Here is a 22313-nt window from a genome sequence, read left to right on the forward strand (position 1 = left end):
ACGCTGAATAAAGGTATGAATGCTCATGCTTTTTTGAAATTGAACCTTGTTTCTGGCCATGATTTAACCCTCCAGAACAGAACACTTTAAGTGTAGTCCTGAAGGGCTGAATCATGGTGGTAATCAAGTAATTTTTTGCTGGCTTGTACCAATTGCAATTCGACAAAAAACAATACAGATGTTGTGTTGGATGAGTATATCTGGCCTGACAGGGATAACACGTTCCGTGCTATCGCTTATTCTGAAGGTGGAATTGTTTCCGCTATTCCCGGTGTACAGGAAAACAGGGCCAATGAGCTCATAAAGTTGGTTGGATTAGATAAAACACCTGATTCGCCAATGGACTCAGATCGCCGTTGGAAAAGCAGACGAGAGACATGGGATATTGCATATCGGGAAAGAGAGAAGTTAGCAAGAAATAATAACGATGATTTTAAAGAAACATTGATCGAGTTAGTCAAGGCGAAAGGCTATTGGAGTATATGGATGACAGTATTTAGCGATAATTCAGATATGTTGCGCCGTATTATTGCAGCCATACCGGGAACCGACTCCGGATCTTTTGATTCCAATAATAATTTTATTCCTATACAGCGAGAGGGTGGAATTTGTTATTAATTGGTATCTGACGTATCATTTCAGAGATACATTAGCAAAACAAACGGTGCTTATTGATAAAATTACGCCAGTCGATTGGACTGGCGTAATGTTTGGTGCGGAGGCTTTACAACCAGGCGGGTTGCTTGGCTTCGAAGGCGTCGATGGCATCGCCGTGCTGCAGGGTCAGGCCGATGTTGTCCAGACCGTTCATGATGCAGTAACGACGGAATTCGTCGATGACGAAGTCAAAGCACAGCTCTCCGGCGCGGACTTGCTGGTTTTCCAGATCCACGGTAATGGTCTGTCCCTCGTTGGCTTCCACCAGCTTGAACAGCGCATCGACCTCTTCAGGTTTCAGACGCACCACCAACAGACCATTATTCAGCGAGTTACCGTAAAAAATATCGGCAAAGCTCGGGGCGATAATGGCGCGCAGGCCGTAGTCCGCCAGTGCCCAGGGGGCGTGCTCGCGGCTGGAGCCGTTCCCGAAGTTCTCACGGGCCAGCAGGATACTGGCTCCCTGATAACGCGGGGCGTTCAGCACGAACTCGGGGTTGGGCTGTTCGCCGGCATCGTCCAGGAAGCGCCAGTCGTGGAACAGGTGCTTGCCAAAACCCAGCTTGGAAACCTTCTGCAGGAACTGCTTGGGGATGATCTGGTCGGTGTCGACGTTGGCGGCATCCAGCGGCGCGGCCAGCCCGGTATGTTGTTTGAACTCTTGCATGGCGCTCTCCTTACAGCTCGCGGATATCGACAAAGTGACCGGCAATTGCAGCCGCAGCCGCCATCGCCGGGCTCACCAGATGGGTACGACCGCCGCGGCCCTGACGGCCCTCGAAGTTGCGGTTGCTGGTGGCAGCGCAACGCTCGCCCGGTTGCAGACGATCATTGTTCATCGCCAGACACATGGAGCAGCCCGGCAGACGCCATTCAAAACCGGCGTCGACAAAGATCTTGTCCAAGCCTTCTTCTTCAGCCTGTTTCTTCACCTGCTGGGAGCCTGGAACCACCAGGGCTTGCACTCCGGCGGCAACCTTCTGTCCCTTGGCCAGTGCGGCTTTGGCGATATCGGCGGCGGCACGCATGTCTTCGATGCGGCCATTGGTGCAGGAGCCGATAAATACCTTGTCGATGGTGACATCGGAGAGCTTTTGGCCCGCTTCGATGGCCATATACTCCAGCGCCTTGGCGCAGGAGTGCTGCTCGACGGCATCACTGAAATCAGCAGGGGCGGGGATGGGTTGATCGATACCGATCACCTGACCCGGGTTGGTACCCCAGGTCACTTGCGGCGCTATGCTGGCGCCATCGAGTTCGATCACGGCATCAAACTGGGCGCCGTCGTCACTCTTGAGCGTCTTCCAGTATTCGACAGCCGCATCCCAATCGGCACCCTTGGGCGCGAAATGGCGGCCCTGCAGGTAGTCGAAGGTGGTCTGATCCGGCGCAATCATCCCCGCTTTGGCACCCATTTCGATGGCCATGTTGCAGACGGTCATTCGCTCTTCCATGGTCAACGCCTGGATGGCCTCACCGCAGAACTCCACCACATAACCGGTGCCACCGGCGGTGCCGGTCTTACCGATAATGGCAAGTATGATGTCCTTGGCGCTGATGCCGGGAGCGACCTTGCCCTTGACCTCGATCTTCAGGGTCTTGGCACGGGATTGCTTCAGGGTCTGGGTCGCCAGCACATGTTCCACTTCCGAGGTACCGATGCCGAAGGCCAGAGCCCCGAAGGCGCCGTGGGTGGCGGTGTGGGAGTCGCCGCAGACGATGGTGGTGCCGGGCAGGGTCAGACCGATCTCCGGGCCCATAACGTGTACCACGCCCTGCCACTGGTGGCCGAGGCCATACAGCGGCACACCGAAGTCGTTGCAGTTTTGGATCAGGGTCTGCATCTGCACGCGGGCCATCTCGCCGGAGGCGGCGATGTCGCTGCTCTGGGTGGAGACGTTATGGTCCATGGTCGCCCAGGTGCGATCCGGGCGACGCACCTTGCGTCCCTTCTCGCGCAAGCCATCAAAAGCTTGCGGGCTGGTGACTTCGTGAGCCAGGTGACGATCGATGTAGATGATCGGGGTTTCCCCGGCAGTCTCATGCACGACGTGAGCTTCAAAAACCTTCTGATAAAGTGTCTGGGCCATGGCTTAAATCTCCCGGATGCGGGCAGCGATCTGGCTACCCATGTCGCTGGTGCTTTGCACCGGATGCTTGCCGGCGCCTTGCAGCAGGTCACCGGTGAGGTAGCCTGCCGCCAGGGTCTCGGCTACGGCGCGCTCTATGGCCTGGGCGGCGGCTTCTTGTTTGAAGCTGTAACGCAACATCAGGGCGGCGGAGAGGATCTGGGCCACCGGATTGGCGATACCCTTACCTGCGATATCCGGGGCCGAGCCACCGGCCGGCTCATACAGACCGAAACCGTCGGCATTGAGGCTGGCGGAGGGCAGCATGCCCATGGAGCCGGTGATCATGGCGCACTCGTCGGAGAGGATGTCGCCAAACAGATTCGAGCAGAGCAGGATATCGAACTGGGACGGATCCTTGACCAGCTGCATGGTGGCGTTGTCGATATACATATGTTGCAGCGTCACGTCCGGATAATCCTTGGCGACTTCGGTCACGACTTGACGCCACAGAATGCTGCTTTGCAGCACGTTGGCCTTGTCGATGGAGGTGACCTTCTTGCGACGCACGCGTGCCGATTCAAACGCGATCTTGGCGATACGCTCGATCTCGTAACGGTGATACACCTCGGTATCAAAAGCCTTCTCCATGGCGCCTTCGCCTTCACGACCCTTGGGTTGACCGAAGTAGATGCCGCCGGTCAGCTCACGGACGCAGACGATATCGAAACCGCGATCGGAGATATCGGCGCGCAGCGGAGAGAGGGCGTTCAGGCCTTGATGGATTTGCGCCGGACGCAGGTTACAGAACAGTTTGAAGTGGCCGCGCAGGGGCAGCAGGGCGCCGCGCTCCGGTTGATCATTCGGTGGCAGGTGTTCCCACTTCGGGCCACCGACCGAGCCGAACAGCACGGCATCAGCCGCTTCACAGGCTGCCAGCGTGCTCTGGGGCAGCGGACAGCCGTGGTTGTCGATGGCGATGCCGCCGACGTCATGTTCGCTGAATTCGAAGCCGATACCGAACGCGGTGGACACTGCTGCCAATACCTTGCGTGCTTCGGCCATGACTTCTGGGCCGATCCCATCACCGGGCAGTACGGCGATCTTGTAACTTCCTGTCATCAGATTGTCTCCAACTTGGATTTTTGCGAAATTTGCTCTTTCTTCTCGGCCACCTGGCAGGCGCGATGAATGTTGTTCATCACATGGACCAGCGCCTGGGCGGAGGATTCGACGATATCGGTGGCCAGCCCCATGCCGTGGAATTTGCGGCCTTCATATTCGGCGACAATATCCACCTGACCGAGGGCATCTTTACCTTCGCCTTTACTCTTCAATTCATATTTGTCGATGCGAATGTCATAGCCGGTGATGCGGTTGATGCACTGGTACACAGCATCCACCGGGCCATTGCCGGTCGCGGCTTCACACACCATAACGCCGCCCACCTTCATGCGCACGCTGGCGGTGGCCATGACGCTGCCGCCGGAGAGCACGCTCAGGTAGTCGAGCTTGAACTGCTCCGGCTCTTCTTGGATCTGGCTGAAGAACAGCAAGGCTTCCAGATCGTAATCAAAGACCTGGCCCTTCTTGTCGGCGAGTTTCAGGAAGCTCTCGTAGAGGTCATCCAGGTTGTAGCTGCCTTCGGCGTAGCCCATCAACTCCATACGGTGTTTGATGACGTGGCGACCGGAGCGGGAGGTCATGTTCAGGGTGTTCTGATTCAGACCAATACTTTCCGGGGTGATGATCTCGTAGGTGTTCTTGGCCTTGAGCACGCCATCCTGATGGATGCCGGAGCTGTGGGAGAAGGCGTTGGCACCGACGATGGCCTTGTTCGGCTGGATTGGCATGTTGCACAGGCGGCTCACCAACTGGCTGGTACGGTGAATTTCCTGATGCTTGATGTTGGTGTGCACACCGAGCAGATCGCCCCGGGTGCGCAGGATCATGGCGATCTCTTCGAGCGAACAGTTGCCCGCCCGCTCACCGATACCGTTGAGCGTTCCCTCGACCTGACGGGCACCCATCTGTACCGCGGCAATGGAGTTGGCGACCGACAGCCCCAGGTCATCGTGGCAGTGCACCGAGATGACCGCCTTGTCGATATTCGGTACCCGGTTGAACAGGGTCTGGATGATGCCGCCGAACTCAGATGGCACCGTGTAACCGACGGTATCCGGGATGTTGACGGTGGTGGCACCGGCGTTGATGGCGGCTTCGACCATGCGGCAGAGATTGTCAATCGGTGTCCGACCGGCATCTTCGCAGGAGAATTCAACGTCATCCGTGAATTTTCTTGCATATTTGACTGCATTTATACCCATTGCCAGCACATCCTCGAAGCTCTTTTTCAGCTTGCTTTCGACATGGATGGTGGAGGTGGCGAGGAAGGTATGAATGCGGAACTGGTCGGCGACCTTCAGCGCTTCGGCGGCGGCAAAGATATCTTTTTCCAACGCACGGGAGAGCGCACAGACCCGGCTGTTTTTGATATGGCGCGCTATGGTCTGCACCGACTCGAAGTCACCGGGGGAGGAGATCGGAAAGCCCACTTCCATGACGTCAACGCCCAGCCGTTCCAGCGCCAGCGCGATTTGCAGCTTCTCTTTGACCGTCAGGCTGGCGGCAAGCGCCTGCTCACCGTCCCGTAAGGTGGTATCAAATATGATGACCCGATCTGACATGATGACTTCCTCTCTTGTCTATTCGTCCGTGCGCCAGAATACGTAATAAAAAACCCGTGCTAGCGCACGGGTTTGTGTGAAATTTGCTTTGCTGACACTCAGCCAAGACTAACCCGCGCGAGATCCCACGATTAGGGTTAGTAGTAGTAGCGGGCGAGTGTAACGCATAATTAGTCATGTTCCTTCTGGCAACTGCCCATACCAATAGCCGATTTCACCGGCTACTGTCAACTCTTCGCTGCGGTTGGTGCTGCATTTTCCGCAGGCTGCACTGTCATGATCCGGTTATCAATTAGTCAATTCATTGTCATCCAACGCCTCTAGGGTGGTCGCTAGGGGTGGAAAAAGCACCATGATTTCAACAGGTGTGGCTTTCACGGACTGGTCGCATGGAGGGACTCACGATGAATCAGGTCAAACGTCTGGATTTACGCTGCAGCCAGCTCTGTCTGCTGCATGGTTACAACCGGGTACAGGCCCGCGTCAGTCGGCTGGTCTCCCGCACTGGGGATGGGCCGCTCTATCTGTTACTGGCGCTCACACTGGCATGGCTGGACGGCGAGAGGGGACAAGAGTTCCTGATGCAGGGGCTGTTGGCCTTTGCCGTCGAGCTGCCGCTCTATCTGCTGCTGAAAAACTATATCAAGCGCGAACGTCCGGTCGGTCTGCCGGTCTTTATCCGCCCCTCGGATCGCTACAGCCTGCCCTCCGGCCATACCGCCGCCGCCTTTGTCATGGCCTGCCTCATCGCATCCTTCTATCCCGCGGCTGCGGTCGGGGCCTTTGTGTGGGCTTCATTTATCGGTGCCTCTCGCCTGCTGCTGGGAGTGCACTATCTGACGGATCTGATCGCCGGAGCCCTGCTGGGGACCGGTTGCGCCGTCCTGGTTCTGCTGTAGAAGGAAGAGTAATGCGTCTATTGTACGGGGTTCAGGGAACAGGAAATGGTCATATCAGTCGTTGCCGGACGTTGGCGCAAGCCCTGGGTCGGCACGGGGTCGAAGTGGATTATTTGCTGAGTGGACGAGCCCGCGATGATTACTTCGATATGCAGTCGTTCGGTGATTTCCGCGCGCGGCAGGGACTGACCTTTATCACCCGGGATGGCGGGCTGGATCTGTGGCAGACCTGTACGCGGAATAATCCGCTGCGCTTTTGGCAGGATGTCCAACAGTTGTCGCTGGAGGGTTATGACCGGGTGATCAGTGATTTCGAGCCGATCACCGCCTGGGCGGCGCGGCGGCAAGGGGTGCCGGTGCTCGGCATCAGCCATCAGGCCTCGTTTGCCCATCCGGTGCCGCGTCGCGGTGAGGATTGGGCATCCCGCCTGGTGATGCGCCACTATGCGCCGGTCAATCAGGCGCTGGGTCTGCACTGGTTTCACTTTGGCTGCCCCATTTTGCCGCCGATTATCGATGGCCTGACCCCGCAACCGGAACAAGACTGTCTGCTGGTCTATCTGCCGTTTGAATCCATATCCGCCATCAAAGGATTATTGGGGCGCTATTCGGCGGTGAACTTCGTCTGCTTCCACCCTGACATTCACGAGTCCCAATTATCCGGCAATCTGTTGTTTCACCCGCCGGGGCGTGAAGCGTTCAAACAGGCGTTAGCCAGCTGCCGGGGGGTGATCTCCAACGGCGGCTTCGAGCTGGCCTCTGAAGCGCTCTCCCTGGGCAAGAAGCTGCTGCTCAAGCCGTTGAAGGGGCAGTTTGAACAAGCCTCCAATGCGCTGACGCTGGAGATGCTGGGCCTGGCCCAGGTGATGGAGACGCTGGATCCGGGGGCGGTTCATGACTGGCTGGACAGGGAGAGTCCTGGTCAGGTTATCTATCCGGATGTGGCCGATGCGTTGGCGCGCTGGTTGGCCGCCGGAGGTGTTGAGCCCTTATCGGTACTGATTGAACGTTTGTGGAACCGGGTCGTGTTTCCCGAAGCAACCTATGATCGGATTGCCGAGCTTGGTCTGGGCGATACCCTGCACTGTGGCCAGTTATTGCGTATCTAAATAGCCGACCCTAATGATGCTCCATCGACAAGGTAGCACACGCTGACACGCCGTGAACCCATCCATGGGGGCTCCGCCGCGCCATCCCTGGCGTGGAGGGTCAGCTTAGTGCCACCCAGTCGCAGTTGTGAGTGAGCTGTTATTCGGAACGCTATTCAGGCCATGATTTGTGGCTATGTAATGTCCGGCCTCTGCTAGGCTTAATTCAGATCCAAGGGGATACAGCAGGAGGTCGCTATGATGTTCAAGAATCAGCGTGGGGAAGAGGTCCATCTGGCCGATAGCCTCACGCTTCAGGAACTGGCGGAGATGGGCATGTCCATCCAGTTGGTGGAGAAGTCCGACAAGGAGCACCAGATCTGGCAAGATGAAGGTCTGGAGTCCGGAGAGGTCGCCGCAGAATGATTTGGCTAAGGGTAAAACGTGTGACTTGAACCCGATCTCAGGATCGGGTTTTTCTTGGCCGCTGTTCAGTCGCTGCATGCCACTGGATTTGATGACTGGCTGCAGATGTTTTCAATTTTGGATAAATAAGCTGCTTTATTATGACATATTGAAATATTGCGCTGCTGAAGTGGTTTGCTCTCGGTTCCTTGTGCGAAAACGAGGCAGGGATGCACATTTGTGAGGCAGCAAATCCGTGGACAAGCCGCCTGAAGCGGGGTAAGTTCAATTTTCAATGTTCATGTGGTATCAGGGTTTTGTTCGAATAATAACCCGTCTATTCAAAAGGTTATGCTGAGTCGCCCCAACCAGGGGACTGAGCATAGCCTTACCTGTGCCATGACATTGACGTAAGGGAACGAAATCCTACCGACCTTACCACTGTAAACGGAGTAAAGCCTGGAGGGCTTGAATCATGGAGATGTTATCAGGCGCGGAAATGGTAGTTCGTGCGCTGGAAGACGAAGGGATAGATCATATTTTTGGCTATCCCGGCGGTTCGGTGCTCGACATCTATGATGCCCTTTTCGAGAACAGCAAGATTGAGCATGTGCTGGTACGCCACGAGCAGGCGGCCATTCACATGGCAGACGGGTATGCGCGTTCGACCGGCAAGGTGGGCGCTGCACTGGTGACCTCGGGTCCGGGTGCCACCAACTGTATTACCGGGATCGCCACCGCCTATATGGACTCCATTCCGATGGTGATCCTGTCCGGGCAGGTGCCGACCACCCTGATTGGTGATGATGCATTCCAGGAAGTGGATATGATCGGGATCTCCCGTCCGGTCGTGAAGCATAGCTTCCTGTGCAAGAAAGCCTCGGATATCCCGCTGGCGATCAAAAAGGCGTTCTACATTGCCTCTACCGGCCGTCCTGGCCCCGTGGTGGTGGATCTGCCGAAGGATGTGCAAAATCCGAAAGAGAAGTTCCCCTACGAGTATCCCAAGTCGGTGAACATGCGCTCTTATAACCCGAGCAAAGCCGGGCATAAGGGACAGATCAAACGGGCTGTGAAGATGCTGGCCGAGGCCAAGAAGCCGGTATTGTATGTCGGTGGTGGCGCGGTGCTGGCCAATGGTAAGGAGCAGGTTCGCCGTCTGGCCGAACAGTTCAGCCTGCCGGTAACCAGTACCCTGATGGGCCTGGGCGCCTTCCCGGGGACCCATAGCCAGTTTGTCGGCATGCTGGGGATGCACGGCACCTTCGAAGCCAACAACACCATGCACAACGCCGATCTGATCGTGGCGATTGGTGCGCGCTTCGACGATCGGGTGACCAACAATGTCGCCAAGTTCTGTCCGCACGCCAAGATCATCCATGTCGATATCGATCCGACCTCGATCTCCAAGACCATCCAGGTCGATGTGCCGATTGTCGGCGCTGTGGATACCGTGCTGGATCAGATGCTCGAAGCGGTCGCCGAACTCGGTCTGGAGATCGATGACGGTGCCCTGGCGGACTGGTGGGAGCAGATTGACGGTTGGCGTGCCAAGCGTTGCCTGGCCTACGAGAAGAGCAACAGCATCATCAAGCCGCAACAGGTGATCGAAGCACTGTACAAGGCGACGGACGGCAAGGCGTATGTCGCCTCCGACGTCGGTCAGCACCAGATGTTTGCCGCGCTCTACTATCCGTTTGCCGAACCCCGGCAGTGGATCAACTCGGGTGGCCTCGGCACCATGGGCTTCGGCCTGCCCGCCGCCATGGGGGTGCAGTTTGCCCATCCAGAGGCGATTGTGGCCTGTGTGACCGGCGATGGCTCTATCCAGATGAACATCCAGGAACTCTCCACCTGCCTGCAATATGGCTTGCCGGTGAAGATCATCACCATGAACAACCGTGCGCTGGGCATGGTGAAGCAGTGGCAGAAGATGTTCTACGGTGGCCGTCATAGCCACTCCTACATGGAGTCACTGCCCGACTTCGTCAAGCTGGCGGAGGCCTATGGGCATGTGGGCATCAAGGTCGATGACCCGGCCAAACTGGATGAGGCGATGGCCTATGCCTTCTCGCTGAAAGATCGTCTGGTGTTCATGGATATTGCCGTTGATCCGGATGAGCATGTCTATCCGATGCAGATCAAGTTTGGTGGCATGGATGAGATGTGGTTGAGCAAGACGGAGCGTACCTGATGCGACATTTAATTTCAGTTTTACTGGAAAACGAATCCGGTGCCCTGAGTCGTGTGGTCGGTCTGTTTTCCCAACGTGGTTACAACATCGAAACCCTGACTGTGGCGCCGACCGAAGATCCCACCCTGTCGCGGATGACCATTGTGACCCTGGGCGATCAGCGGGTGATTGAACAGATCACCAAGCAACTGCATAAGCTGGTGGACGTGCTCAAGGTCTCCGACATCACCGAAGGCAGCCATATCGAGCGGGAAATCATGCTGGTCAAGAGCCGGGCCAATACCCCGGACTCCCGGGATGAGGTGAAGCGTCTGGCCGAGATCTTCCGTGGCCAGATTGTCGATGTGACTCCGGATCTCTACACGGTGCAGCTGATCGGCACCAGCGAGAAGCTGGATGCCTTTATCGGTACCCTGAAGCAAGCGACCGACATAGTGGAAGTGGTGCGCAGCGGGGTCTGCGGGATCGCCCGTGGTGAGCGCTCGCTACACGCCTGATGAATACCTGTAACTGTAATATCCAGGACCCGCTTCGGCGGGTCCTGCTTTTTGCGTCTCTTGCGGGCGTCTGTATGGTTTTCCCTATCTGAGTAATCATTTTAATCGATTGGATTAATCCCCTTTCCTCGTCAACTATTGATGAAGCGGCTGCCGATGGGTGCGGTTGCAGCCAGGACAACAACGACGAGATAAAAGGGGTTCAAGATGGGAAATGATCACAAGGCACCGGCGGGCAAGTGTCCGTTCATGCACGGCAGTGCACCCGCGGCGCATGGCGCCCAGACCCGGAGTGGCATCAGCGTCACCGACTGGTGGCCCAAGAGCCTGAATCTGGACATCCTGCATCAGCACGATCGCAAAACGGATCCTATGGATCCGGACTTTGACTACGCCGCGGCGTTCAAGACGCTGGATCTGGAGGCCGTGAAACGGGATCTGCGCCAATTGATGACCGACAGCCAGAGCTGGTGGCCCGCGGACTGGGGCCATTACGGCGGCCTGATGATTCGCATGGCCTGGCATAGCGCCGGCACCTACCGTACCGCCGATGGCCGCGGTGGTGGTGGCACCGGCAGTCAACGGTTTGCCCCGCTCAACAGCTGGCCGGATAACGTCAACCTCGACAAGGCGCGCCGTCTGCTGTGGCCGATCAAGAAGCAGTACGGTAACCAGATTAGCTGGGCCGATCTGATGATCCTGGCCGGGAACGTGGCACTGGAGTCCATGGGCTTCAAGACCTTCGGCTTTGCCGGTGGACGCCAGGATATCTGGCATCCGGAAAAAGACATCTACTGGGGGGCGGAGCGCGAGTGGCTGGCGACCAGTGACAAACCGGACAGCCGTTACAGCGGCGAGCGGCAGCTGGAAAATCCGCTGGCGGCGGTACAGATGGGGCTGATTTACGTTAATCCGGAAGGGCCGGATGGCAATCCGGATCCGGTGGCCTCGGGGCTGGATGTGCGCGAGACCTTTGGCCGGATGGCGATGAACGATGAGGAAACCGTGGCGCTGGTGGCGGGCGGCCATACCTTCGGCAAGGCCCATGGCGCCGGGGATCCGGCGTTAGTCGGGCCTGAGCCGGAGGCCGCTGAGCTGCAGGAGCAGGGCCTCGGCTGGCATAACCGCCTGGGCAGTGGCGTCGGCGTGCACACCACCAGCAGTGGCATCGAAGGGGCGTGGAAACCCAATCCGACTCAGTGGGACAATGGCTATTTCGACATGCTGTTCGGTTACGACTGGGAGCTCACCAAGAGCCCATCGGGCGCCCAGCAGTGGACGCCGATCAACGTCAAACCCGAACACCTGATCCCCGATGCCCATGATCCGAGTAAGAAGTATCCGCCCATGATGACCACGGCCGATCTGTCATTGCGCTTCGATCCTGTGTACGAGCCGATTGCCCGCCGCTTCCATCAGGATCCGGCCGCGTTTGCCGATGCCTTTGCCCGGGCCTGGTTCAAACTGACCCACAGGGACATGGGACCCAAGAGCCGTTATCTGGGCGCGGATGTGCCGGCTGAAGAGCTGATTTGGCAAGATCCGGTACCGGCTGCCCACTACCTGCCGACCGCGGCCGAAGTGGTTCAGCTCAAGCAACGCATCCTGCAATCCGGATTGTCGGTCGGCGAGCTGGTCAGCACCGCCTGGGACAGTGCTCGCACCTTCCGTGGTTCGGACTATCGGGGTGGCGCCAATGGCGCCCGTATTCGCCTGGCACCGCAAAAGGATTGGGTCGGTAACGAGCCGGAGCGTCTGCAGAAGGTGTTGGCAGTACTGGAGACCATTCAGGCCGAATTTGGCAAGCCCATCAGCTTGGCGGATCTGATCGTGCTGGCGGGCAGTGCCGCTGTCGAGCAGGCGGCGCGGGATGCCGGAGTGACGCTGACGGTGCCGTTTGCCGCCGGACGCGGTGATGCCGAGCAGGCGATGACCGATGTCGAGTCGTTCGCCGTGCTGGAGCCGCTGCACGATGGTTACCGCAACTGGCAAAAGCAGCCCTACGCGGTGACACCGGAGGAGATGTTGCTGGATCGTACTCAGTTGCTGGGGTTGACGGCCAAGGAGATGACGGTGCTGGTGGGCGGCATGCGGGTGCTGGGCACCAACCATGGTGGCTCGGCCCACGGCGTCTTCACCGATCGGGCGGGCGTGCTGAGCAATGACTTCTTCGTCCATCTGACCGACATGGCCTACAACTGGAAGCCGGCGAGCGAGAACCTGTACCAGATCTGCGAGCGGAGTACGGGGGCCGTGAAGTGGACCGCCACCCGCGTCGATCTGGTGTTTGGCTCCAATTCGATACTGCGTGCCTATGCCGAGGTGTATGCCCAGGATGATAACCGCGAGAAGTTTGTGCGCGATTTTGTCGCCGCCTGGGTCAAGGTGATGAACGCAGATCGCTTCGATCTGGCCTGATAGCCGATGTGAACCACATTGCCGGCCTGCGGGCCGGCTTTTTTATGGCTCAGTCCCAGTTCCGTGTTGAAAGCACCGGCTCCGGTATGGTCTGGAGTCCGGACGAGCGCAGACGCGCCGTGAAAACATCCCTGTTGGCTCGGTGGCGGCGTCCCTGCCACCGACGGTCTGCTTTTCGTCCAGACGCCATACCTCTTTACTTCCAACAGTTAACTGGGACAGAGCCTTTTTTATATGCGCAACAACCCTGCTGAGTCGGTGGCTGCTGTTTGGATCTCGTGCTGCTTTGGTCGAGTGAGTGGCCTCATTTGCCTCTGGGATGAGGAAAGTACTGGGCATTTGATCCGGCAGGGGTAGAATGCCGGTGGTTTGCAATCTGTGACGAGGAATACATTATGAAGTTAAAAACCCTGGGCCTGTGTAGCATCCTGGCGTTGTCGGCATCCGCCCAAGCATCCGATTTGAGTCTGGCGCTGGGTACCGACTACTGGAATCCGACTCCGACCGGTAGCATCGATGGCACCACGACCGCCTATGACGATCCATCGCTGTGGACCTTCTGGGCCGATTTTCGTCATGGTATCCCGTTGCTGCCGAATGCGAATTTGCAACGCACCAGCTACGACAGTTCAGGTTTCGGTTTGCACAATGATCTGACGGCCTGGGATCTGGCGCTCTACTATCGCCTGTTTGATAACGATCTGTTCGGTATCGGCGGTGGTCTGGATCTGCGTCAGCTGGATGGCGATATTTATGGTCACAGCTACACCGAGACCAGCCCGCTGGGTTACCTGCAGGCCGAGGTCAAGATCCCGGGGACTACCGTCAGTGCCTTCAGTGATGCCCGCTTCTCCCAATGGGATGGTGAGCACACCCACGACTACCGGGTCGGGATGGCGGTTGAGTTTGTGCCGAATTTCCATCTGCGCGGCGGCTATCGCAACGTGCGTCTGGATGCCAACGTCGATGGTGTCGAGCTGGCACAACGGACCGATGGCTGGTTTGCGGGCGCGGAATACCGTTTCTAAATCAGCAATATACCTCTGATGATATGGGCCGCTCTGCGGCCCTTGTTGTCTCCACAAGCCGGTAAACCGAGTGTCGCCGGGAGCAAAACCACAGGCTGTTTGTGCTTTTTATTTCTAAATGGAATTAAAAATGCGGTTTTGTTCTTTGAGAAGAATATGCGCACTCCTTAAGCTGGTAGCATCTGAGCAAAAGGAAGTCGGCGACATGAATTCTACGGAACCACAACAAGCGGGTGCTTTTCCGCTGCCACAACTGAGCAAGCTGGCCGAAGCGGTCGCGGGTCTCAGCCCATCGGAGCTGGTCTGGGCCAGTGGGTATCTGTTTGGTCTGGCACAGGCGGGCGGTAGCCTTGGCGTTGCCAGCTCGGCCGCTGTGGCCTCAGCGGCGATAGCCAGTGCCCCCGCTGGTACTCTGACCATTCTCTATGGCTCCCAGACCGGCAATGCCAAGGGCGTCGCCGAGTCCATCAAGGCGCTGGCCTTGGGCAAGGGGCTGCAGGTGCAACTGCTCAGCATGAGCGATTTCAAGCCCAAGCAGCTGAAAAAAGAGACCCATCTCATCGTCGTCACCAGCACCCTGGGTGAGGGCGAGCCGCCAGAAAACGCGGTGGATCTCCACGGTCAGCTCAAGGCCGGCAAGATTGGCAAGCTCGAAGGCCTCAAGTTTGCCGTGCTGGGGCTGGGTGACTCCTCCTATGAATTCTTCTGCCAGTCCGGCAAGGATTTTGATGCCTTCCTGGAAAAGGCCGGTGCCGAGCGCGTCGTCGCCCGTGCCGATCTGGATGTGGATTATCGTGCCGCTGCCGCTGAGTGGGCCGAGCAGGCCGTCTCTGCTCTGGCCGCGAGCTTAGGTGGGGTGGGCGGTGGCTCTGCCGCGCCTGCACTGGCCGGTGTCGCGACGGCCCATAGCCAATACGACAAGTTCAACCCTTATGTGGCCACCCTGACCACCAATCAGAAGATCACCGGCCGCGACTCCACCAAGGATATCCGCCATATCGAGATCTCCCTGGAAGAGTCCGGCATCCACTATCAACCGGGTGATGCCCTGGGCATCTGGTTTGATAATGACGCCGCTCTGGTCACCGAGATCCTCACCCTCACCGGTCTGACCGGTCAGGAAGTGGTGACGGTCGAGGGGGAGAGCCTGAGTCTTGCCGAGGCTCTGACCACCCGCTTCGAGCTGACCCGGCTGCACAGCGGCTTTATCAGCGGACTGGCGGAGCAATCCGATGCCGCCGAGCTGTTGGCGCTGGCCGCCGACAAGGCGCAAACCCAGCAGTTGGCCGCCTCGGCCCAGGTGGTGGATGTGCTGACCCGCTTCCCGACCACCCTGAGCGCCGAGCAGCTGACCCAGCTGCTGCGTCCGCTGACGCCGCGCCTCTACTCTATTGCCTCGTCCCAAGCCGAGGTAGAAGAGGAAGTGCATCTGACCGTGGGCGTGGTGCGTTACCCGCAGGCCGATGGCACGGTTCGCTCCGGCGGCGCCTCGTCATTTCTGGCCGATCGTCTGACCGACGGTGCTCCGGTACGGGTATTTGTCGAGCATAACGACAACTTCCGCCTGCCCGCCGATGGCAATACCCCGGTGATCATGGTCGGCCCCGGCACCGGCATAGCGCCGTTCCGCGCCTTTATCCAGCAGCGTGACGCCGACGGCGCCAGCGGCAAGAACTGGCTGATTTTTGGCAACCCGCACTTCACCCAGGATTTCCTCTACCAGGTGGAGTGGCAGAAGTACGTCAAATCCGGCCTGCTTTCAAAAATTGATCTGGCATTCAGCCGCGATCAGGCTCACAAGATCTATGTTCAGGATCGGATCCGCGAGCAGGGGGCCGAGCTCTATCAATGGCTGGAGCAGGGTGCCCACTTCTATGTCTGCGGCGATGGCAATCGCATGGCCCGCGATGTGCAGGAGGCGCTGATCGAGGTCATCGCCCAGCACGGCAACATGGATCGCGAAGCCGCCGAAGAGTATTTGAATGAATTGCGTCGCGCCAAGCGCTACCAGAGGGATGTCTACTGATGAGCTACCAAACTGTTCCCGGCCCGGTTGAAGGGCCTCTGGCTGATAATGAGCGCTTGAAGCGCGAGAGCAACTTTCTGCGCGGCACCATAGAGCAGGATCTGCAGGATCCGCTCACCGGCGGTTTCAAGGGTGATAACTTCCAGTTGATCCGCTTTCACGGCATGTACCAGCAGGATGACCGCGATATCCGTGCCGAGCGTGCCCAGCAAAAGCTCGAGCCGCTGCATAACGTCATGCTGCGTGCCCGTATGCCGGGCGGCATCATTACCCCGACCCAGTGGCTGGCCATTGACGAATTTGCCCGTGACCATACCCTGTATGGCAGCATCCGTCTGACCAACCGTCAGACCTTCCAGTTCCATGGCGTGTTGAAGCCCAACATCAAGCTGATGCACCAGACCCTGAATCAGTACGGTATCGACTCGATTGCCACCGCTGGCGATGTAAACCGCAACGTGCTGTGCACCAGCAACCCGGTGGAATCCGAGCTGCACGCCGAAGCCTACGAGTGGGCCAAGGCCATCTCCGAGCATCTGCTGCCCAAGACCCGCGCCTATGCCGAGATCTGGCTGGATGGCGAGAAGCTGGGGCCGGATGAGGAGCCGATATTGGGCTCCACCTACTTGCCGCGCAAGTTCAAGACCACGGTCGTGATCCCGCCGCACAACGATATCGACGTCCACGCCAACGATCTCAACTTCGTGGCGATTGCCGAGAACGGCAAGCTGGTGGGCTTCAACGTGCTGGTGGGTGGCGGTCTGGCCATGACTCACGGCGAGAAGGGGACCTTCCCGCGCAAGGCCGACGATTTTGGCTTTATCCCGAAAGAACACACGCTAGCGGTGGCGGCGGCTGTGGTGACTACCCAGCGCGATTGGGGCAATCGCACCGATCGCAAGAATGCCAAGACCAAGTACACCTTGGAGCGGGTCGGGGTCGAAGCCTTCAAGGCCGAGGTGGAGAAGCGTGCCGGTGTGAAATTTGCTGATAGCCGTCCGTATGAATTTACCAGCCGTGGCGATCGCTTCGGTTGGGTCGAAGGCATCGATGGTAAGCATCACCTGACACTGTTTATCGAAAATGGCCGCATCCTGGATTTCCCGGGCAAGCCGATCAAGACCGGTCTGGCCGAGATTGCCAAGGTGCATAAGGGCGATTTTCGCATGACGGCCAACCAGAATCTGGTGATTGCCGGGGTTCCGGCGCGCAGCAAGAAGAAGATCGAGGCGCTGGCTACCGAATATGGTCTGCTGGCCCCGGTATCCAAGCAGCGCGAAGACTCCATGGCCTGTGTGGCGCTGCCAACCTGCCCTCTGGCCATGGCCGAAGCCGAGCGCTTCCTGCCCGGATTTGTCACCCAGATTGAAGGGGTGCTGGCCAAGCACGGCATCCCGGATGACAGCATCATCTTCCGCGTCACCGGCTGCCCGAATGGCTGCGGCCGCGCCATGCTGGCGGAGATCGGTCTGGTGGGTAAGGCGCCGGGGCGTTACAACTTCCACATCGGCGGTAATCTGGCCGGTACCCGCATTCCGCGCATGTACCGCGAGAACATCACCGAGCAGGCGATCCTGGACGAGATCGACACGCTAGTGGGCCGTTGGGCCAGCGAGCGGGAAGCCGGTGAAGCCTTTGGCGACTTCGTGATCCGCGCCGGTATCGTCCGTCCTGTGGTTGATTCGGCGAGGGATTTCTATGACTAGTGATTTGGATCTCGAGGGCCTGCTGGCCCTCGATAAAGAGCAGCAGGTGGCGGCCCTGGCCGACACCAATGCCCAGCTCGAAGCCTTAAGCGCCCTGGAGCGGGTGCGCTGGGCGCTGGCCCATCTGCCGGGTGAGTTTATTCTCTCCTCCAGCTTTGGCATCCAGGCGGCCTTGATGTTGCACCTGGTCACTCAGGAGCGCCCGGATATCCCGGTGGTGCTAACCGATACCGGCTATCTGTTCCCCGAGACTTACCAGTTTATCGATCAACTGACCGAGCGTTTGCGGCTCAATCTCAAGGTCTATCGCGCCGATCTGTCGCCCGCCTGGCAAGAGGCGCGCTTTGGCAAGCTGTGGGAGCAGGGCGTCGAGGGCATCGAGCGCTACAACCAACTGAACAAGGTCGAGCCCATGGCCCGGGCCTTGAGTGAGCTCAACGCCCAGACCTGGTTCTCCGGCCTGCGCCGCGAGCAATCCGGCAGTCGAGGCAACCTGCCGGTGCTGGCCATCCAGCGCGGCCGCTTCAAGTTCCTGCCAGTCATCGACTGGAGCAACAAAGACGTCTTCTACTACTTCAAGGAGCACGACTTGCCGTACCACCCGCTGTGGGAGCAAGGCTATCTCTCGGTCGGCGATACCCATACCACCACCAAGTGGGAACCGGGGATGAATGAAGAAGAGACCCGCTTCTTTGGCCTGAAGCGTGAATGCGGACTCCATGAGGGAGGGTGATGACAGTTCTGTCATCGCTGGAATTGCCAAGGGCGCCTGAGGGCGCCCTTGTTTTTTTGCGCTGGCAGCGTGGGCCGAGTTGGCCCACGTTAGCCCGCTGCCGGGCTGGGTTCCCGAGCGAGCGAAGCCCGCCGATTTGTCGAGGTCGACACCCGGATCTGGATTCGGTCTGATCCGGTTCCGCCCTCCCGGCTGGGGCGATTTGCCAACCTGCCGTTGGCGGGGGCGGGCCAAGGGGGAAAAGGCCTCCCCCTTGGCAATCCCGGGCCCTGGTGTAGGCCGACTGTCGGGAAAGCCCCGCGCTCCGGGATTCTCTCCACCGGCCGGGAGCCACACGCCATCCCTGGCGTGACGCTCCCTTTTGCGGTCATCCTGACCGCGCACCGGCTGCGTTCACCCCTCCACCCGGCCCGACAGACGGCTTTGATTATTGGTGTAATTGCAACGAGAGCAGTAGGGCGCAATAGCGTAGCGTATTGCGCCGGATGACGCATAATGGGTAAACCGTCAACCAACTCATAAAGAACATGGACTATCGACGGATCTGGAAACCGGGTGGGACCTATTTTTTTACCGTTAATCTGCTGCAGCGAAATAGTAATGCCTTGCTGGTCGAGCAAATTGATTTGTTGCGACAGGTTGTGGCCAAGGTGAAGGGGAGGTATCCGTTTATCATCCACGCTTGGGTGGTATTACCGGATCATATTCACTGTGTTATTGAGTTACCGCCGAATGATGAAGATTTTCCGTTGCGTTGGCGTTTGATCAAACAGGGATTTTCCAAGGCACTACCCATCCATGAATATCGCTCCGATGTCAGAATAAATCGGGGAGAACGGGGAATATGGCAACGGCGTTATTGGGAACACCTTATTCGCGATGAAGCCGATTTTCATGCGCATCTTAATTGTGTTCACATTAATCCATTAAAACACGGTCTGGTGTAAAAGGTAATTGACTGGCCCTATTCAACCTTTCATCGCTATTGCCAGCGAGGTATCTATCCTATCGATTGGTGTGATGGTGGTTTATTGCTACCGGAGTATTTCGATTAAATTGGCGCAATACGCTTTGATATTGCGCCCTACGGGCTATTGAATGAATGAAATAGATTCCAAATCACAGTCAATATGCAACGGTTTCTTTGCAAGGAATTTAGTGTATGTGTCCGCGCGCAGCAATTTGTTAAGTTTCATTCTGCAACGAAGACAGAACACGTTCAAATGCACTTGGGATAAAATAACCATTAGTTAAAGTAATCATTGATCTACTAACTATTGAATACTTCAACTCCCCTTCTTTTCCTGTTCTTGAAAAATCGTTTAATGCACCGTATTTCTGTTTGACTAATTTTTCTAGTGGATGCCCTTTCATATTTAAATACTTAGCATCGGTAAGTAACTTTCTCCCTGAAATATAGGAAAGCTGCATATTCTTATCATTTTCTTTATCTAGAACTTTAAGAATAAAACGATCAACCGACTCTTGCAACAAATCATCATCTTTAAGCCAATCAGACCAATGGATATTTACTCCACAAACCGTTTCCATCGTAAAAAAATCAGGTTTAGTAGTATGAAGCAATAAAAGTATACAAACTGGGTCTAAAGCAATATTTTCGATTGAGTAGGCATAGTCTTGAGCCAGGACAGAAATGAATTTCGAAGGCTTGTTCTTTAAGTCCCAGTCTATAATCCCCCTTACCGTTCTATTGTCGTTTTGAGCTAAAGCCTCAACCTGGCCAACTACCTGCACACAATTACCAACTCCATTTATAGAGTCTACAAACTCACATAAAAGCTCTTGATCATCAATTTTTAAAACTTGCCTGACCTTATCTTTCAATTGCAGCTCGGGCATTTTTGGTCCCGAACTAACAAAACTAAGTGATATTTTGGCATCGATACAGTTTGATATATGAAGAAGTTTTGAATAGATAGACTGGTATACATTTGCGTCATACTGACTTTCAACGAAAACTTGTCTCCGATTTTCTGGATTAATTGAAATCTGCGTAACCCCATCCAGTAGCTCTGCTACACCTTCGTCTTTAGAAACAGGACGAATTGATTTTTCATTAACAATATAAGTGCTATTTCCTGGAGACAAAGCAACAGTTGTTGGGGAGTGAGTTGTAATTATTATTTTCGTGTTAAAGCTTTCTGCAAATTCAATTAAAACGCGGTACATCTTAACGACCATCTGAGGATGCAAAAAGGCATCCGGTTCGTCGAGCAATAGCAATTTTGGCGTTTTCACTGCTAACTGATCATAATATTGACTGTTAAATAAAGTCAAAGCCAACCAAAGCAATGTTTTTTCCCCTGATGATAATGCCTCAACGGAGACTGGCTGACCGTTATCTTGTTGGAATAGAGTAGCTGTATAAGAGTAACTTTGTGAACTGACATCAGGCTCAGTGAACTTGAATTTATTATCAAATGTCGATTCAATGATTTTATTTATTATAACCCATGGTTCACCACCAAATCTTTCAAAAAATAATTCGTCGGTAAGAAACGCAACATCCTCGCCTTCTTGCTCCGCACAGAATCGATTAAACCTATTGAGCTTTTTACGCTGAATATACCGATTGCATATGCCTGATATATTTTGAAACCCAAGGACACTAGGAACATAATCTTCAAAGTGCACCTTAATTTCATCATGTGTTAACTCACCAGCAGGTTTATTCAAATATCTCGCGATTGATGCGCACAAATTGTATAGGGATTCATAAGGTAAAGATTCCCCGTACATTCTACTTCGATGTTGAGCTTTTTGCGGATCATATGGAAAATCAAAATCGTTTTTGACCTGATCAAACATTTGTAATGATGACGTTATCTTTGTCTGGAACTGAGCATCATTATACGCCCCACCGAAATTTGGCGTTAATTGCGCATGACTTACAAGAATAACCTCTTGGTTTGTTATCTGCTGACCATCCAAATCCACTACTGACATGTTTTTTTGGATACTTTCTAAAAGTCGCGTTTTACCACAGCCGTTTCGTCCAGTAAGAACAATCAATTTTCCGTCATGGACAAATGTTTCGCTCAAAAGAAAGCCATTGTATTCTTTTTGACCTGATACGCTTAAAGACACAGCATTCTCCTTTGAAACTTAACATTTTAGTTATGAGGCGCGCGGCTTTATGCGCGTCCCAGTGAGCTAAGCAAACGACTTAAACTAATTCTTATGCACTTGCAAATTTATTATGTATTTCATCCCACGCGATTAAGCTATCCCTAAGACATTCGTAGGCGTCCAATAAAAAAACACCATTGAAACTGACGATACTAGCTTTGACTTGTACGCAACTTCCACTTTTGGGGGTGATATAATAATTGCCATCTAGTTTATGGATGGTTGAAACAGTATCTTTATTTATGGCGGTTGTCTGTATGATTGATAATTTTGCAAAATCTCCGCTACGACTTTCCCTTAACTTGTCGTGTTTCAATCCATTTGCAATATCAGCGCAGAGGACTAAGCATCTATAGTTATTGATTTCACTTTCAATCATCTTTTTTGTAACTGTAGTGTTACTCCCAACCAGCTCTTCGATAAGATGATCCTTAACAGACCAGCTCCAAACAAAAGTTGTTTCAATGTCGTCTTGTACATGTACAAGAGGCCTTATCCCTTTTACACAAAAACACTGACTCTCAAAATCGATAATATCTTCTGGCCATCTAAGATCTAGTGACTTGCTGATGAATCTCGAAACTTTGTTTTTGATGTCAAGGCTCAAATAATTAGTCCTTTTGCATAACATCTGTTTTATGCGGTGGCACGCAGTGCCATCCGGCATTAAAATTTTGTGTACGCCCAGCATGGGCATGAACTGATGGGGTGAAAGTCCCCTGTAGGAAGATCACCCTCGGCTCTCTGGCTGAGGCT

The 22313-nt window shown here is 55.6% G+C and carries 18 protein-coding genes; 12 read left to right on the forward strand and 6 right to left on the reverse strand.

Features of this window, described 5'->3' with window-relative positions; all coding sequences use genetic code 11:
• Positions 1–186 precede the first annotated feature (186 nt).
• A complete protein-coding gene (locus ACYVG7_RS14170; RefSeq protein WP_460883739.1) occupies positions 187–618 on the forward strand; it encodes a hypothetical protein in 432 nt (143 codons plus the stop codon).
• Positions 619–724: 106 nt separating this feature from the next.
• Here ACYVG7_RS14170 and leuD read toward each other — a convergent pair whose 3' ends face one another.
• From leuD to leuA, 4 genes are read right to left on the reverse strand one after another with little or no spacing between them, the layout of a single operon-like run.
• Positions 725–1324 (reverse strand): 3-isopropylmalate dehydratase small subunit, encoded by a 600-nt coding sequence (gene leuD, locus ACYVG7_RS14175; protein ID WP_460883740.1) that lies wholly within the window; start codon positions 1322–1324, stop codon positions 725–727.
• 10 nt (positions 1325–1334) lie between these two features.
• Positions 1335–2747 (reverse strand): 3-isopropylmalate dehydratase large subunit, encoded by a 1413-nt coding sequence (gene leuC, locus ACYVG7_RS14180; RefSeq protein ID WP_460883741.1) that lies wholly within the window; start codon positions 2745–2747, stop codon positions 1335–1337.
• 3 nt (positions 2748–2750) lie between these two features.
• Positions 2751–3848, reverse strand: a complete 1098-nt coding sequence (leuB, locus tag ACYVG7_RS14185; protein ID WP_460883742.1) for a 3-isopropylmalate dehydrogenase — start codon at positions 3846–3848, stop codon at positions 2751–2753.
• The gene (gene leuA / locus ACYVG7_RS14190; protein WP_460883743.1) at positions 3848–5413 is read right to left on the reverse strand and encodes a 2-isopropylmalate synthase; all 1566 of its coding nucleotides are present in this window, start codon (positions 5411–5413) and stop codon (positions 3848–3850) included. The genes leuB and leuA overlap by 1 nt, the downstream gene beginning before the upstream one ends.
• Before the next feature lie 404 nt (positions 5414–5817).
• Between leuA and ACYVG7_RS14195 the strand changes: the two genes are divergently transcribed.
• The 11 genes from ACYVG7_RS14195 (at position 5818) to ACYVG7_RS14245 (ending at position 19354) form a co-directional block, all read left to right on the forward strand.
• Positions 5818–6312 (forward strand): phosphatase PAP2 family protein, encoded by a 495-nt coding sequence (locus tag ACYVG7_RS14195; protein WP_460883744.1) that lies wholly within the window; start codon positions 5818–5820, stop codon positions 6310–6312.
• An 11-nt stretch (positions 6313–6323) separates the two neighbouring features.
• Positions 6324–7421, forward strand: coding sequence for an MJ1255/VC2487 family glycosyltransferase (locus ACYVG7_RS14200; RefSeq protein WP_460883745.1), 1098 nt, complete (start codon positions 6324–6326; stop codon positions 7419–7421).
• 237 nt (positions 7422–7658) lie between these two features.
• A complete protein-coding gene (locus ACYVG7_RS14205) occupies positions 7659–7826 on the forward strand; it encodes a hypothetical protein (protein WP_460883746.1) in 168 nt (55 codons plus the stop codon).
• A 454-nt stretch (positions 7827–8280) separates the two neighbouring features.
• The gene (locus tag ACYVG7_RS14210; protein ID WP_460883747.1) at positions 8281–9999 is read left to right on the forward strand and encodes an acetolactate synthase 3 large subunit; all 1719 of its coding nucleotides are present in this window, start codon (positions 8281–8283) and stop codon (positions 9997–9999) included.
• Complete coding sequence (gene ilvN / locus ACYVG7_RS14215) at positions 9999–10496, forward strand: acetolactate synthase small subunit (protein ID WP_460883748.1); 498 nt, start codon at positions 9999–10001, stop codon at positions 10494–10496. Before ACYVG7_RS14210 ends, ilvN begins: the two co-directional genes overlap by 1 nt.
• A 207-nt stretch (positions 10497–10703) precedes the next feature.
• Complete coding sequence (gene katG, locus ACYVG7_RS14220) at positions 10704–12914, forward strand: catalase/peroxidase HPI (protein ID WP_460883749.1); 2211 nt, start codon at positions 10704–10706, stop codon at positions 12912–12914.
• Between the two features lie 395 nt (positions 12915–13309).
• Positions 13310–13942 carry a TIGR04219 family outer membrane beta-barrel protein gene (locus ACYVG7_RS14225; protein ID WP_460883750.1) on the forward strand — a complete coding sequence of 211 codons (633 nt, stop codon included), beginning with the start codon at positions 13310–13312 and terminating at the stop codon, positions 13940–13942.
• A gap of 205 nt (positions 13943–14147) precedes the next feature.
• Positions 14148–15968, forward strand: coding sequence for an assimilatory sulfite reductase (NADPH) flavoprotein subunit (locus tag ACYVG7_RS14230; RefSeq protein ID WP_460883751.1), 1821 nt, complete (start codon positions 14148–14150; stop codon positions 15966–15968).
• The gene (cysI, locus tag ACYVG7_RS14235) at positions 15968–17674 is read left to right on the forward strand and encodes an assimilatory sulfite reductase (NADPH) hemoprotein subunit (protein ID WP_460883752.1); all 1707 of its coding nucleotides are present in this window, start codon (positions 15968–15970) and stop codon (positions 17672–17674) included. Before ACYVG7_RS14230 ends, cysI begins: the two co-directional genes overlap by 1 nt.
• Positions 17667–18407, forward strand: a complete 741-nt coding sequence (locus ACYVG7_RS14240) for a phosphoadenylyl-sulfate reductase (RefSeq protein WP_460883753.1) — start codon at positions 17667–17669, stop codon at positions 18405–18407. The genes cysI and ACYVG7_RS14240 overlap by 8 nt, the downstream gene beginning before the upstream one ends.
• Positions 18408–18934: 527 nt before the next feature.
• Positions 18935–19354 (forward strand): REP-associated tyrosine transposase, encoded by a 420-nt coding sequence (locus ACYVG7_RS14245; protein ID WP_460883754.1) that lies wholly within the window; start codon positions 18935–18937, stop codon positions 19352–19354.
• Positions 19355–19592: 238 nt separating this feature from the next.
• Here ACYVG7_RS14245 and ACYVG7_RS14250 read toward each other — a convergent pair whose 3' ends face one another.
• Entirely contained in the window at positions 19593–21515 is a 1923-nt protein-coding gene (locus ACYVG7_RS14250; protein ID WP_460883755.1) for an AAA family ATPase, read from the reverse strand.
• 91 nt (positions 21516–21606) lie between these two features.
• The gene (locus tag ACYVG7_RS14255) at positions 21607–22164 is read right to left on the reverse strand and encodes a hypothetical protein (protein ID WP_460883756.1); all 558 of its coding nucleotides are present in this window, start codon (positions 22162–22164) and stop codon (positions 21607–21609) included.
• Between the last annotated feature and the right edge of the window lie 149 nt (positions 22165–22313).

The sequence above is a fragment of the Pseudaeromonas pectinilytica genome (genome assembly GCF_054780855.1).